Raw genomic sequence first — 15212 nt, forward strand, 5'->3', positions numbered from 1 at the left:
CCGGAAAAGGTGAGAATGTGTATGGAGGAATTGTTTGATCAATATAAAGCGCTTCTGTTCACGCTGGCGTATCAATTGACAGGTTCTACAGCAGATGCTGAGGATGCGGTGCAGGATGTGTTTTTTAAGGCGTGCGACATTCAGCCCGAGCGATTGAAGGAGCCGAGAGCGTATTTGTGCAAAATGGTAACCAATCGCTGTCTTGATCTGCAGAAGTCGGCTCGGAGAAAGAGGGAAGTGTACGTCGGCCCCTGGCTTCCCGAACCGATTCGGACACCGGAGGAGGATATGGTCGATAAGGTCGTCCGTCGCGATATGCTATCGTACGCCATGCTAGTATTGCTTGAGCGGTTGACTCCGACGGAACGGGCGGCGTTCGTCTTGCGTGAGGCACTTGGATTCGAATATCCCGAAATAGCCGAACTACTCGGCAAGCGAGTAACGAATTGCCGTATGCTGGTGAGCCGGGCAAGAAGCAAGTTGGGAATATCCGAGGAAGAGCAGGTCGCCGCCGAAGCAGTCGATTTGGATTGGGTTAGCCGATTCCTCACATCCCTTGAGCAAGGGAACGTCGATCACGTACTGTCCCTACTGAGTGAAGATGTCATCCTCGTTACCGACGGAGGTGGAAAGGTAGTCGCGGCTACTTCTCCAATACAGACTCGCGATCAAGTGGCCCTAATCTTAGCCGGGGCGCTCCATGCGCTAAAGTCTCAGGGCAGCGTACACGCCGAGTTTAGCCCTTTGAACGGTGAGACAGGTATCGTACTACGCGCTGAGGGCAGAACAGCAGCCGTTATATTTTTACAACACCGACGTGGAAAGTTTGAGAGAATCTATGTCGTTAGAAACCCGGATAAGCTTACGCATGTTTAGCCGGTAGCTGTGTCTGCGGAGATAATATAACAATCCTTGAAAGTCGCACTCTATGCGGCTTAACTAAGCTAACGGGAGGACTATAGCTAATACAACGGCAGCCGGACAAGAGCGTGAATGCCTGCAAGCTGGCCCATTATTTCCTTTACTTAAGCGAGGATCGAGGCGTATAATTCGATAAGGCATCGGAGTGAGAAGAGGGGAACTATTTATGAACAGTGGGTTGGTTAACGCTATTATCGCGTATATCATGTGGGGAGTTCTCCCGCTTTATTGGAAGTTGTTTGACGATGTGCCGGCAGGCGAAATTCTATCACATCGGGTTGTCTGGTCATTCGTCTTCATGGGTATTCTCGTCGCCCTCCAGCGCCGGTGGGGTGACATAAAGAGGATTGCGGCTAGTCGTTCGCTCTTGATGTCGCTTGCCGCCAGCGGACTACTGATCGCTGCTAATTGGCTCATCTTCATCTGGGCGGTCAACAACGGCCATGTTGTCGAGACAAGTCTCGGCTATTATTTGAACCCGTTGCTCAACGTACTATTAGCGGTCGTTTTTCTTCGTGAGAAGCCAAACCGCGGCCAATGGTTAGCGATTGCCATCGCTGGTGCCGCGGTGCTCATCATCGCCATCGACTACGGTCGGTTCCCGTGGGTCGCTATTTCGCTGGCCGTGTCGTTTGGCTTGTACGGTCTCGCGAAGAAGAAGATCGCGCAAGACGCTTCTGTGGGCTTGTTGTCAGAGACGGCAGTAGTCCTGCCCGTCGCGCTCGGCTACTGGATCTATTTGGCCGTCGTGGGAAAGACGACGGCATGGACGCTGCCTGCGCCTATGTTCGTCGAGCTGCTTCTCTCCGGCGTGGTTACGGCACTGCCGCTGCTCTTCTTTGCGCGGGCGGCCGCCCGGATGACGCTGTCCACGCTTGGCTTCGTACAGTACATCGGGCCGACGATCATGCTGTTACTGAGCATATTCGTGTTCAAGGAATCGGTCTCGCCGGTTTTACTCATCGGCTTCCAGGCCATTTCCGTTCAATGCGACGGAAATGGCCGTTATCCGTTTGAGGTGTAATCTGGCATACTTGAGCTCAACAACTTTTTTGCGGCCATACCTATATTGAATTTAGCTAACGTGCAACGATAGCCCCATAAAACAGCGGCAGTTTTAGGACTTAATTTTCTCGTCCAAAGCTGCCGCTGTTTCTGTTTTGCCGTTAGTTTAATACTAGTTTTTGCGATGTTTGACGATTTTGTAATTCGAAAAGCTGATTGGAGCGGATTCTGCGGGCGGGAGCGGATAAGATCGGGATCAATACGGCAGCGGTTCTCTCCCTGGATATAAGGTTTTTCCTCTTCGGTGGCAAGTATGTCGATTTTGTGCGGTATGGCGTTCAGAAGCTCCGTCAACCCTCCGATATGATCCAAGTCATGGTGGGTTAAAATGATTTTTTTGAGTTTGTCCAAGGGGATCCCGGCTTGAGCCATTACTTCTTGAAAAACGGGCAGCCGGTAGGGAATACCGGCGTCGATCAAGACAACCTCCCGATGGTCCCAACTGTTGGAACGTTTGGAGTACCAGCTCATTGTCATTTCGATAACTTGTTTGGTAGGCAATAATTTCATTATTGAACAAATCTTTTATGGCGGACAGATACAGCCAGAATTCCCCTACACGGTATTGCGTGATATCGGTAACCCATTTCTGGTTGGGCGCCTCTGCTTGGAAATCCCGTTTCAATAAATTTTTAGCTACGCGTCCTTCAGTAGAAAAAACGTAGTTACAACGATGCTTCCGTCGAATACGAGAGCGTATACCTAACACCTGCATGAGCCGAAGCACTTTCATATGATTCATCCAGACCCCATGGTCTTGCAGCAAGAACAACTGGAGCTGGCGGTAACCGTAAACACCATTGTAGTGCTTATAAACCTTCATCACGAGCGCTCTATCTTCTCGATCGCGATCTAGTTTCTTTCGCTTTAAAAAAGCGTAGTAGCCACTTCTGGAGACACCAAAGATCTTACAGAGTGTGCTGACCGGGTAGTCTTTGGCAGCCTTCTCTATCGTTAGATATCTATACGTTTCGTCTTCTGCATCCAGATTTCCAAGCACTTTTTTAATATTTTGATCTCCCGTTCGAGCGCTTGTACGTATCTGTTCTGGTCGATATATTCCTTACGTCGCCCCCGCTGATCCACAAGTCCAAACTCGCCCAGTTCCTTATACTTCTTCATCCATACTTTTAGACGATGTCTGTCAGCAATCCCAAACCGCTCCATGATCTTGCGATAGGTACACCCTTCCACTAGGTGAAGGCGTACCGCCTCTAACTTCGTCTCATAAGTGACACGCGAAGCTGCCGGTGCCCGCTAAAGTCCCTGGTCCATTCCCAAACTGTGTCGGAAAAGACCAGAAATAAAAGGATCGACCTCTACTCCCTCTGGGCCGCCTTCCCTACAATAAGAGACAAGACAGAGAAAAGTAGGTGGAGATCGTGAACAAACGCAGCGGAGGAGAAGGAACCCTCCTAGACGCCGGCCGACGGCGTTGGAAGCTGATTAGAGGCAACTTGGATATGTATTTGCTGCTTATACCGGGTCTGATGTTTTTGTTATTGTTCAAATACACGCCGATGTACGGGATCATCATTGCCTTCCAGGATTTCAACATCTTCGGCGGCATATCCGGCAGCGAGTGGGTAGGGATGGCGCAGTTCGAAAGGTTGCTGCAATCGGATGAATTCCTGCAAGTGCTAGTTAATACGCTGCTAATCAGCTTGTACAAAATAACGATTTTATTCCCGATTCCGATCGTCATCGCGCTTATGCTCAATGAAGTACGGCGCATGTTCTTCAAGCGGGCAATCCAGACGATCATTTATTTGCCGCATTTTCTTTCCTGGGTCATTATTTCGGGGTTGTTCCTCAACATCCTGTCACCAAGCGGCGGCATCGTGAACGAAATCATCCGTTCGTTCGGTGGAGAGCCGATCTCGTTTTTTACTGACAACAGCCTGTTCCGCAGCTTGGTTGTCTTCACGGCGGGGTGGAAGGAAATCGGCTGGAACGCTATCGTATTTATCGCCGCGATCGCGGGCATCGAACAGGAGCAATACGAAGCCGCAGCCATTGACGGAGCGGGGCGTATCAGACAGATGTGGTCGATCTCGCTGCCGGGCATGCTGCCTACCATCGTGTTGATGTTCATCCTGCGGATTGGCAGCCTGCTGGAGGCGGGGACGGAACAGATTTTGACCATGTATAATCCGCTCGTGTACGAGACCGGGGACGTCATCGGCACCTATGTGTACCGGATGGGACTCGGCCAGCAGGATTACAGCTTCAGTACGGCGGTTGGCCTATTCAATTCAGCGGTCGGATTCCTGCTAATCGTCATCGGCAACATGCTCAGCCGCAAATTCCTGAATCGCAGCATCTGGTAAAGGAGGAACGACCATGTATAGGAAAACCGTCAAAGATGTTATGCTGGATGGCTCTATCTACGTTGTGCTTATTGCGATGGGGCTTATTACACTGCTTCCGTTTGTAAACGTATTTTCCAAGTCGATCAGCGAGGAGTGGGCCATCCTGTCGGGCCAGGTCGGAATTTTCCCTGTCGGGTTTCAGCTCGACACGATGAAATTCGTTGTCACGAACAGCCAGTTTCTAAACTCGCTGTGGATATCGGTGCTGATTACGGTTATCGGTACCCTCGCGTCGCTGCTCATTACGGCGCTGACCGCTTACCCGTTGTCGAAGCGCGAGCTTCCCGGCATGGGCATCATTATCATTTTGTTCATCTTCACGATGATGTTTAACGGGGGAATCATCCCCAACTATCTGCTCATCCGCGAGCTGGGCCTCATTAACCATTTAGGCTCACTCATTTTGCCGGCGCTCATCAGCGTATTCAACATGCTGGTCATCAAGAGTTATTTCGAGAGCTTGCCGGCCAGCCTGGAGGAATCCGCCAAGATCGAAGGCGCGAGCAATTTGACGGTTCTGTTCCGTATCATTTTGCCGCTAAGCGGTCCCGTGCTTGCGACGATTGGTCTGTTTTATGCCGTTTATTATTGGAACGACTACTTCAACCCGATGCTGTACATCAACAGCTCGTCGCTGAAGCCGTTGCAATTGTACCTGCAGGACATCGTCATGAACGCCGATACATCTTCGGCGCTTGATAAGACGGCCGACGATCTGATGAACGTGCCCGCGGAAGGCGTCCGGTCAGCAACGGTCATCGCATCCACGATCCCGATTCTGCTCGTATATCCGTTCCTGCAGAAATATTTTATCAAAGGCGTGCTCATCGGTTCCGTTAAAGGTTGATTGCGGCCATGTAAGGCAGCTTCCGAAGGCATTAACTTTACCCGCAATGCGATGCACGTCATGGCATGACTTCAGGTACCGGAGTATCGCCCCGTCATCGGGACGTTGTGGGGAAATTAATGATATAGATTATACTAATTGCAGGAGGGTCTCATTATGAAAAAAGCATTGAAACTTATGACTGTCATGGCCATGTCTGCGCTTCTGGTTATGACGATGGCTGCTTGTTCCGGCAACGGAACGAACACGGGCAACGAAGCGACGACCAAACCGGATGCGGAGAAGCCAGTCTTAAAGCGACTGAACGTATGGCAGAACGAAGAATACAATGCATACCCGGTAGCCAAGCTGCTCGAAGAAAAAACGGGCTACAAAGTGCAATACGATATGCTGCCTCAAGACAAGTGGGCGGAGAAGCTGAACCTGATCATGTCCTCCGGCGAAGCGTATGACATCGTCACTTCCTATAACGACATGGCCTTGTATTCGGATTATGCGCAGAAGGGTGCGCTCGTCGACCTGACGCCGCTCATCGACGAATTCGGCCCAAATATTAAGGCGGCTATAAAGCCGGAATCATTGGAAGCGCTTAAGGTAAATGGCAAGCTATATGCACTCCCGGTAACCGTGACGTACGATATCAACAGCTCCATTCTCATCCGTACGGATTGGCTCGACAAGCTGGGTCTGTCCATGCCGACGACGACCGAAGAGCTGACGAACGTTCTAACGCAGTTCAAGGAGAAGGACCCAGGCGGCAACGGCGACCGCAATGTGCCGCTTACGATCAAGGGCGACCAATCGATGATTGACAACCTCGTAGGCGCGTTCGGCATCGCCAACACATGGAACGACGTAGACGGCAAGCTCGTGCCGCGTGTCATGGACCCGGCATTTAAGGATTATGTCTCTTACGTAGGCAACCTGTATGAGAAAGGATTGATCGACCGAGAATTCGTAGCCAACAAGGACGCTACGGCGAAGGAGAAATTCGCAAGCGGCGTGGCCGGCGCCATTGTCGTTCACTGGGCGGACATTCCGGCCATCTCGGATTCGCTTGCGAAGACCAAGCCGGAGGCCAAATTCGCTTTCGTGCCGGCGCTTAAGGGCCCTAACGGTGAAGCCGGCTTCGCGGCAAACGCCGGATTTGACCGTCTGACGTTCATCCCGAAAGCATCAACGCATCCGGAAGATGCGATCAAATGGATCAATGGAAGCCTGGAGCCGGAAACGTTCATAAATATGGCGATCGGCGTGGAAGGCATGCATTATCAAATAGTAGACGGAGCATACGAGCCAATCCAGCCGATCTTCACCGACGAGCGCAACCTGGCTAATAACTACATGGCGGGCACGGATGAAGAAAACTATCCGCAATACTGGCAAGCGCGCGTTCGCAAAAACCCGGTTATGTTCGAAGCGTTTAACTTCCTCAACAACGAGCAGCCTGCCGAAGTGAAAATCAAAAACGTTCTCGGTCTTGCTCCGTACATGCAGCAATATTCGAAGACGAATCAGCAATTGAGCACAATGGTTGGCGACTACACGGTCAAACTGATTGCCGGCGCGGAGTCCATCGACGGCCTTGCCGACTTTCAATCCAAATTTATGTCAGCGGGCGGGGAAGCGGCTTCAAAGGAAATTAATGACTGGTACGCAACGACTAAATAAAAATAGGATAAGCGGCGTGATCCTTTTTTGCGCATACCGCTTCTTCTATCTAAGGGAGAGATCACTATGAATAATGCAGTGTATTCGTTCGAACGTCACGTGAAAACCCATACCAAGGCGGACGTCGTCGTCATCGGAGGCGGACCTGCGGGGACAGCCGCTGCCATTGGCGCGGCCAGACGCGGCAAACAAGTGATCTTGCTGGAGAAGTCCGCTCAGCTCGGCGGGATGGGGACGCTTGCCAACGTAAGCGTGTTTATGCCTGTCGGCAATGTGACCGGCATCTACCGCGAGATCGTCAAGGAGATGCTGGCCGACTATCTGCCCGCCGGCCACGACGAATCGATCGCGCCGCAATATTCGCCATTTTTGCTACGCCAATACTTGAATGACAAAATGAAAAAGGAAGGCGTATCGGTCTACTTCCATTGTGAATTCGTTGGCACGATACGCAGCGGCAGCGGGATCGGTGCGGTTATCGTCTCGACGCGCGAAGGCCTAAGAGCGATAGAAGGTGATGTCATCATCGATTGCACGGGCGACGCGCGAGTAGCCATCGACGCGGGTGTGCCTTACCGCTCGGGCCGCGAGTCTGATGGACTCACGCAGCCGATGACACTTATGTTTACGATGCAGGATACGGGAAAGCCAGTAGAGAAGATACTTCCGGAAGGCTGTTATTATTACGAGGAGGTATCCGACCTGCCGCAGGGGCGCAGGTTATATTGGAAGCAGCGCGACGACGGCGTGTTGCTGATTAACATGTCGCGCGTCAAGGCGAACGGAGCCGATATGGAGCAAGTCAATTACGCGGAGACCGAAGCGCTTAAGCAGGTGTTCTCCATTGCGCATTATTTGCAGAGAACGGGCTTCGAGACATACGCCATCGCACACATCGCTCCGCAGACAGGTGTTAGGGAGACCAATCAAATCGAAGGGTTATACACGTTGACCGAACAAGATGTTGTAAGCGGTACGCGTTTCCCGGATGTGGTCGCCCAGACAAATTACGAGATCGATATTCATAGCCCGGACGCGGGCAAGACAACCGACGAGCGCCGCGTCGACGGCTACGATATACCGTATCGCACGATGGTGCCTGTAGGCGATATCGATAACCTGCTCGTTGCGGGCAGATCGATCTCCGCAACGCATGTCGCCATGTCCTCGATGCGCGTCCAAGCGACTTGTTACGCGCTGGGTCAAGCGGCGGGCATAGCGGCCGCGATCTCCCTCGAAGACGGCGTGTCCGTTCGCGAAGTAGACATCGACAAGGTGCAAGCCGAGCTTGCCAATCAAGACGCTAGACTGTTAGGCCGATAAATTAGGAGAAGGGAGATGGCGGGCGATGTATCGATTGCTTATCGTGGATGACGAACCGGCGGTCCGGGCGGGCCTGCGCACTTATTTCGATTGGGCTGCTTACGGAATTGAAGTGGCGGGCGAAGCGGATGACGGAGACGTGGCTCTCGAGATGATCACCCGCGATCAGCCCGATCTTATACTGACGGATGTCCGGATGCCGACCATGGACGGCATTACAATGTCGCAGTGTATCTCGGCCGAATATCCTTCCATTAAGATCATATTCGTCAGCGGGCACGACGACGCCGATTATCTCAAGTCGGCGATGAAGGTCAGCGCGGTCGACTATATATTCAAGCCGGTTAATTTGCAGGAGCTGAGTACGGTCATTGAACGCGTCGTTACCGATCTGGACGCGGAGAGCTCCGAACGGATTCATAAGCAGGAGCTGCTTGTTAAACTAAAGGAAGGTATGCCGCTCCTGCGTGAGAAGTTCCTGCTCTCCATGATCAGTGAGGGTGCGCCGAAGTCGGAATTGGCGGAGCGGGTGTCGTTTCTGGGACTGAACTTGCCCGTGGACGCTTCCTATTGGGTGATGGTTGTCTCCGTGGATGATCTTGCCGATGTGATGGCCAGCCGTTCCGAGCGCGACCGCCAGCTGCTGTGGTATTCGGTGCTGAACGTCTACGAGGAGCTGCTGGATACGCATATGCGAGGGTATGCCTTCGAGCATCGTACCGGCGAATTTGTAGGCGTGCTGCAGGGATCGGAGCCCGGCGGCGATTCAGCAACCGAAGCGGCGGAGGCATTGTTTGCACTGGCCGGCGATCTTCGCTCCAATCTGGAGCGCTGGCTCAAGATCGGCGTGACGATCGGCATTAGCGATCTGGCAGGCGGCTTATCCGGACTGGCGCCAGCTTACAAGCAAGCCCGCGAAGCGGCCGATTACAAGTGGTACCTCGGCAAAAACCGTATCATCACAATGGACAGTCTGGAGGGGGCGGTGCCGGAGGACGGCGCCATGCGCAGATACGATTTTGAGCTTAACGAGAAGCTGATCTCCGCACTTAAGGCGGACGATGAGGACAAGATTAGCGAAGCCGTGGAGATGATTTTTTCCAGCTTGTCCTACACCCGCCCGGACGGCCTGAAGTACGGCCGCAATCTGTGCATGCAGCTGGTGCTTGGGATTGGACAGCTGCTCATGGAGCTTGGCGCGGGGGACCCCGATCTGGAAACCATGGAAGCAGAGCTAACGGAGGCGTTGTACGCGAAGGAGACGTTAAAGGATTTGCGGGGGCTGATCGAATCGTATCTGGCGACTGTCAGCGAACACATCCGGGAGAAGCGGACTGGCAAGGTGGCAAACGTCATTGAGCGAGTACGCGGGTATATCGATCAGAACTACGCTAACGGCGGGCTTACCGTGGCCGATATCGGCAAGGCGGTCTATTTGTCTTCCACGTACGTCAGTCTCCTGTTTAAGCAAGAGACGGGACAAACCGTCGGCGAATATTTAACCCAGGTGCGAGTGGACAAAGCGAAGAATCTGCTGCGCGATCCGCAGTACAAGTTCTATGATATTTGCTACGCGATCGGATATACCGACCCCAGTTACTTCACAAAGCTTTTCAAAAAGGTGACGGGTGTTACACCTAGCGCGTACCGGGATTCTCATGCGTAGAGCCTGGAACGTTGTAACAGGCCTGCTTTCGCCGCTGTGCCAGCCAGCGGCGATTCGCCGTTTCTCGATCCCCCGTTCTTGGTTAATCGCGTATCTGCTGCTCATTGTGCTTCCGGCGGGCATTTTCTTGTATGGCTATTACGCGCGTTCTGCGGATATTCTGAGGGGCGAGGTCATCCGGACGATGCAGCAAGCGCTTAAGCAGGCCGGGAGCAATCTCTCCTACCGGCTGGAGCGCATCGAGGATATAAGCGACGCCGCTTTCATGAACGCAAACCTGCATTCGTACTTATCGATTAATTCGGATGATCAGTCCATCGGTACACAGATCAAGGTGATTGAGGATTTGAGGTATTTGGTCGAGACCGTACAGTCTAATGCTGACGTGTTCCATGTTCGGGTGTTCGTGGACAAATCTAAGCTGTATGCGGAAGAGAGAATCAATTTCTTCACGCTGGATAGCTTGATGGTTAGACCGTGGTTTCATTCCATCATCGATGGAAACGGCGGAATCGTATGGACGGGCGTTTATGAGGAGTCGTATCTCGGTGCGCCCAATGAGACGATATTATCTGCTGCGCGTATGCTGCGGGATCCCGATGATTATGACAAAGTGTCCGGTGTGCTCATGATCGACGTCCGTCAAGACATCCTCTCCACTATTCTATCTGAGCTGCAGTTCGCCCCGGGCACAGCGGTATACCTTGTTGCTGAGGATGGCGCAATCGTTTATCACCCTGATGCGGCGCTTATCGGCACGGCGGTTGAACCTCACATGCTGGATGCGCTGAAMGAGGGGGCGGAAGGAACAGAGTCGCTTCTGCTGAACAATGTACAAAGCGATGTGTTGTATACGACGCTTGACCCGACGGGCTGGAAGCTTGTCGCCCAGGGAACGGAATCCCAGCTGTCGCCGGCTACGCAGCGACTGACAAAGCGGTCAGAGTGGCGCTCGCTGATCGAATATGTCGCGTTGTTCCTGATCCTTCCGTTTGTCCTTCTGGCGATTATCGTGAGGGGAATGAATCGGCGCGTCAACCACGTGATCACTGTCATCCGGAAGGAAGGCAAGGAGGGCAAGGATGCGATTGACGGTCTACATGAGTTACCGGCGGTTAATGGTGACTTCCATATGCTGGAGCGAAGCGTCGACCACCTGATCCTGCGTGTGCGTACGCTCGTCGAAGAAAACTACACAGCCGAGATTCGCGAACGGGAAGCCCAACTGTCGGCGCTGCAGGCGCAGATCAACCCACACTTCCTTTACAATACGCTGGATACGATCAACTGGATCGCCATCGGTAAGGGCGCGACCGACATCAGCATGATGATTGACAGTCTCGCGAAGTATTTCCGCCTGAGTCTCAATAAAGGCAATACCATCGTAAGCGTGACGGACGAGCTAAGGCTGGCAGAGGTATATCTCGAAATTCAGCAGAGCCGCTTCTTCGGCTCGTTCGACTTCAAAGTGGCAGCGGGGGATGAGTTGGAAGCATATTGTATGCCTAAGCTTATTTTGCAGCCGATTGTCGAGAACGCATTGCTGCACGGCATACGTAAGGCGAAGGACCGGAAGGGACTTATCAATATTACTGTGGAGTTGGATCAAGGTGACATCGTTTTCGTGATTTCGGATAACGGCATCGGCATGGACGAGGAGCTGTCCCGCCGTCTGCTGACGGAGGAGCGAGTCGGCTCTGGCGATCATTCGGGCAACGGAAGCTCCTACGGCTTGTTTAACGTGAACGAGCGGATCAAGCTGTACTCTGGCGAGGGGTATGGCCTGAGCGTCTCGTCGAAGCTCTGTGTAGGTACCTCCGTCACCGTCCGGATGAAAGCAGAGCTTGCGACCTCCCGGAATTCATGAAGTTTAGCTGCACAAAGTATCCCAGGCTAAAAAGAGGCTGAATCATGAAGTCGCTATGAAAATGACTTACGAGATTGATACTAGTAGAGATGTAGAAAGCTGGTTCGGAGCCATTCCGTATTAATTTTTGGACTGATTTTTATTATGTTCGGCTCAATATGGACTAATTGTGATGTCGGTGTACATAAACATGGTCCTTTTGAAAGTCGCTATTTTAGCGGCTTTTTTGTTTTATCGGTATAAGTTCTTGTCCCGATTGCCGTAAAGGCCGGTTACCGGATAGATAAGTAAAAGTTGATTTCGCTAATTTGGAGTTGAATGTTGTTGTTTCGCTCTCAATATTATATAATGAGTGAAATTTCATTCATTAAAAAAAGGGGGGAACTGTTTGCCACGCAGCAAGGAACAGTTTGAAGAAATGCGCAATGTTACTAGGGAAAAAATCCATTCAGCCGCGATGCAGTTATTTGTTAATCAAGGTTTTGGCTCGACGAATGTTCAAGATATTGCGGATACAGCTGGCATTAGCATTGGGCTGCTGTATCGTCATTACAAAAACAAGGATCAGTTATTTAACGAGTTGGTTGCTTACGCGGTTGCAGGATTGAAACGCAATATTACATTCTTTGAATCCGACCAATCCCCTAAAAAGTTGATGGCACAGTTTGTCGACGAAGTCTACACGGACATGATCAGCGGGGAGGAACTAACCCATCTACTGATCCTTATTAATCAATCTCTATTAGCTGGAGCCGCCACAGCCTCGAAACATTATGAAGAGATCCTCCTGGTAAATGCCAGGCTGCTTGATTCTACGGCACAGCTCATTCGAAAGGGGCAAGAGCGCGGAGAATTTCACTCGGGTGATGCGCAGGAAATGGCAGCTCTTTTTTATGCGTCAATTCAGGGATTGGCTCAGATGAAAGTATTACTAAAGAGCAACTTTACCATGCCCTCTCCATCTATCCTCACCGCATTTCTATTTAAGGAAAGGGAGTGACCAAACCATGATTAACGTGGTTAAAGCTGATCAGGCCGAGTTTGATGTGAGGCGAGGGATATCTGAAATATTCGCAGAGGGATTCACACAATGGCTAGGGTTTTTCTCCAAGGATCCTAAGAAGATTGCTGCAGCGTTCGCTCATATGTTCGCTCTGGATCAATTTTATGTGGCTTTATACAAGGGACAAGTGATCGGGATGGCTTCTTGCACGGATGGAACTTCACTCTCGGTTAAACTTGATACAAAGGAGCTTCGCAAACATTTAGGCATTTATAAAGGAAGTTTAGCTGGTATTTTCCTGAAAAAAGAATTTGAAACTCCCTTTGTTAATCCTTCACCTGGTGTAGGTTCAATCGAATTCGTAGGAACAGCTGCCGAATTCAGGGGGCAAGGTATTGCTTCTCAAATGATTTGTCATATCCTTGAGGATACACCTTATGAGGCTTACTTGATTGAAGAAGTTGCTGATACCAATATCCCAGCCATGAAACTCTATTCTAAATTAGGTTTTGAAGAATATAAACGCAGGCAAATACCTATGAAAAGGGCAAAGAAGATCGGGATCAACTACCTTATATCATTGAAATATTCGAAATAATGCAGATTAGAAAAAGCCGAAAATAAATCATGATATAATATGTTAAAATATTGGAGGCCAGAAATATGGATATATCTATCCGAAACGCTCACCAAGATGACTACGAGTCTTTGTTACCTTTGTTTAGGCAGGTTCATGATCTCCACGTTTTTGAAAGACCCGATTTGTATAAAGAAAACTCAACTCCAGTCGGGAAGGAATTTTTCTTAAGCCAGCTAATTGATCACAAACAGCATATTTTTGTTGCTACCATAGGCTTAGAGATAATCGGACTAGTAGTGACGAAGGAAGAAGACATAACGGAAAATTCATTTGTAAATGCGAGAAAGCTATTATATGTAAATAGTTTGTGTGTTTCCGAAACGTATAGAAATAAGGGCGTGGGAAAGAGACTTATGCAATATGTTATTGATTTCGGAGGAAGCCTGAAAGTCGATAGTATTGAATTAGGGGTATCGGAGAACAATGCTTCTGCATGTTCGTTTTATACATCATTTGGAATGACAACGAAGAGTAGAAAAATGGAGTTTAGGTTGAACTAACGGACGGGTGACCTTAGCATGATAAATAACTATAACGCGGCTGCCGGATGGATCGGAAGCCGCGTTTTGCTAACAATAACGCAACGGACAGAAGCTGCCTGCGTCTAATAGCTGTTTGGAGAAAAATGAAAGGAGTTGAGTGACAAAGATGACAGCATCATTTTCACATAAGCCCGAAGGATACGAATGTCCATTTTGTCGTATTTGGGGTATCGAGCGACCTAATCAGGGAACAAAACAAAGGGAAATCATCTATCAGAATGAAAAGGTAACGGCATTTATCGCGAGCAAATGGTGGCCAAACAATAAAGGGCATGTTCTTGTTGTTCCTAATCAACATTTCGAGAACATCTTTGAACTTCCTATGGATTACGCTGTGGAAATTCACCGCGCGGCTCAGCTTACAGCATTTGCAATGAAAAGTACATATGGATGTGATGGAATATCTACGCGGCAACATAATGAACCTGCTGGCAATCAAGACGTGTGGCATTATCATCTCCATGTTTACCCTAGATATGAGAATGATCAACTTTATCTGACAATGGGTTCTCAGTCCGATCCAGATGAACGCTCTTTCTATGCAGATAAGTTGCGTTCTTGGATAAAGGAAAACACTTAAGGTCTAGGAGTAGCGGATGATAACCCTAGTAGGAGATGAACCTGTCAACGATTTCACCGAAGGGAGTTGGGAAACATACTATTGTTAATCTTAGCATTTTTATGGTTTATTTGGTTTTTGATTGTTATTCTGTATTATATATGGACATCCTTATTCTGGTCGATGATATTTCGTGCCCAAAAACTTGAAAATGAGGGAAAACGTACACTCTCAGGGTTTGTGGCTTTGGTCTCCATAGCCTTGAACATATCTATCTTGAAATTGATTTGCTACTTTACGGATACTCCGAGTTTGTTCCAATACTCTAAAATTACCTCAACTTGTTTTACGATTGCATTTATATATATCGTCGTATTAGGTATTGCAACCATTCCTTTTATCAAAAAAGACGGAGCCTATTTGATGAAGCTAGCCCTATTTGGAAATAGAAAGAAAAGGAAATGGTAAAAAAACTACCCAATTGTTTTAACAAAAGGCACCATTTTAGAACTATATGTTCAATGCCGAGCAAGCGATAGAGATTTTCATATCATTTATCATTAAAAATAAAAGGAGATAGGTAGTGGAGCAGGATTAGGCGGACGCATCCGCTCCGACTAACCGCATCGCGGCCGGCCCTGTCGGAGAAGTTGTGAGATCCAATACATGTGCACTCCATTCACTTTTTCTTTTTTTTGAAGAAATCGAATTTGATCACAAAATCAAAAAGAGAAGT

Annotated in this window: 13 protein-coding genes and 2 pseudogenes; 12 read left to right on the top strand and 3 right to left on the bottom strand. The window is 49.8% G+C overall.

Annotated elements, in window-relative coordinates:
* The first annotated feature begins 21 nt into the window (after window positions 1–21).
* Window positions 22–876, top strand: a complete 855-nt coding sequence (sigJ, locus tag ACPV3A_RS23825) for an RNA polymerase sigma factor SigJ (protein WP_194542871.1) — start codon at window positions 22–24, stop codon at window positions 874–876.
* A gap of 211 nt (window positions 877–1087) precedes the next feature.
* Window positions 1088–1945 carry an EamA family transporter RarD gene (rarD, locus tag ACPV3A_RS23830; protein WP_426201609.1) on the top strand — a complete coding sequence of 286 codons (858 nt, stop codon included), beginning with the start codon at window positions 1088–1090 and terminating at the stop codon, window positions 1943–1945.
* On the opposite strand, the gene ACPV3A_RS23835 is transcribed toward rarD, so the two are convergent.
* From ACPV3A_RS23835 to ACPV3A_RS23845, 3 genes and pseudogenes are all read right to left on the bottom strand, one after another.
* Window positions 1927–2496: an MBL fold metallo-hydrolase gene (locus ACPV3A_RS23835; RefSeq protein ID WP_426201611.1), complete on the bottom strand. Its 570-nt coding sequence runs from the start codon at window positions 2494–2496 to the stop codon at window positions 1927–1929. The genes rarD and ACPV3A_RS23835 overlap by 19 nt on opposite strands.
* Window positions 2441–2986, bottom strand: a pseudogene (locus ACPV3A_RS23840) (IS3 family transposase); the annotation flags it as partial. The pseudogene ACPV3A_RS23840 and the gene ACPV3A_RS23835, both read right to left, overlap by 56 nt.
* Window positions 2941–3195, bottom strand: a pseudogene (locus ACPV3A_RS23845) (helix-turn-helix domain-containing protein); the annotation flags it as partial. The pseudogenes ACPV3A_RS23840 and ACPV3A_RS23845, both read right to left, overlap by 46 nt.
* Window positions 3196–3368: 173 nt before the next feature.
* Between ACPV3A_RS23845 and ACPV3A_RS23850 the strand changes: the two are divergent.
* The 10 genes from ACPV3A_RS23850 to ACPV3A_RS23895 all read left to right on the top strand — a co-directional run bounded on the left by ACPV3A_RS23850 (window position 3369) and on the right by ACPV3A_RS23895 (window position 14497).
* Window positions 3369–4316 (top strand): ABC transporter permease, encoded by a 948-nt coding sequence (locus ACPV3A_RS23850; RefSeq protein ID WP_194542867.1) that lies wholly within the window; start codon window positions 3369–3371, stop codon window positions 4314–4316.
* Between the two features lie 13 nt (window positions 4317–4329).
* Window positions 4330–5205: a carbohydrate ABC transporter permease gene (locus tag ACPV3A_RS23855; protein WP_113059795.1), complete on the top strand. Its 876-nt coding sequence runs from the start codon at window positions 4330–4332 to the stop codon at window positions 5203–5205.
* Between the two features lie 156 nt (window positions 5206–5361).
* A complete protein-coding gene (locus ACPV3A_RS23860) occupies window positions 5362–6876 on the top strand; it encodes an extracellular solute-binding protein (protein ID WP_426201614.1) in 1515 nt (504 codons plus the stop codon).
* Between the two features lie 66 nt (window positions 6877–6942).
* Window positions 6943–8199, top strand: a complete 1257-nt coding sequence (locus tag ACPV3A_RS23865; RefSeq protein ID WP_113059797.1) for an FAD-dependent oxidoreductase — start codon at window positions 6943–6945, stop codon at window positions 8197–8199.
* A gap of 25 nt (window positions 8200–8224) precedes the next feature.
* Window positions 8225–9865, top strand: coding sequence for a response regulator (locus tag ACPV3A_RS23870; protein ID WP_426201616.1), 1641 nt, complete (start codon window positions 8225–8227; stop codon window positions 9863–9865).
* The gene (locus tag ACPV3A_RS23875) at window positions 9858–11732 is read left to right on the top strand and encodes a cache domain-containing sensor histidine kinase (RefSeq protein ID WP_426201618.1); all 1875 of its coding nucleotides are present in this window, start codon (window positions 9858–9860) and stop codon (window positions 11730–11732) included. The genes ACPV3A_RS23870 and ACPV3A_RS23875 overlap by 8 nt, the downstream gene beginning before the upstream one ends.
* Before the next feature lie 388 nt (window positions 11733–12120).
* A complete protein-coding gene (locus ACPV3A_RS23880) occupies window positions 12121–12732 on the top strand; it encodes a TetR/AcrR family transcriptional regulator (protein ID WP_426201620.1) in 612 nt (203 codons plus the stop codon).
* Window positions 12733–12739: 7 nt separating this feature from the next.
* Window positions 12740–13333, top strand: a complete 594-nt coding sequence (locus ACPV3A_RS23885) for a GNAT family N-acetyltransferase (protein WP_426201622.1) — start codon at window positions 12740–12742, stop codon at window positions 13331–13333.
* 65 nt (window positions 13334–13398) lie between these two features.
* Window positions 13399–13875, top strand: a complete 477-nt coding sequence (locus ACPV3A_RS23890) for a GNAT family N-acetyltransferase (RefSeq protein ID WP_220685148.1) — start codon at window positions 13399–13401, stop codon at window positions 13873–13875.
* A gap of 148 nt (window positions 13876–14023) precedes the next feature.
* Entirely contained in the window at window positions 14024–14497 is a 474-nt protein-coding gene (locus ACPV3A_RS23895; RefSeq protein WP_113059803.1) for an HIT family protein, read from the top strand.
* Window positions 14498–15212: the final 715 nt, after the last annotated feature.

The organism is Paenibacillus sp. Dod16 (genome assembly GCF_049893405.1).
Classification (GTDB): domain Bacteria; phylum Bacillota; class Bacilli; order Paenibacillales; family Paenibacillaceae; genus Paenibacillus_AQ.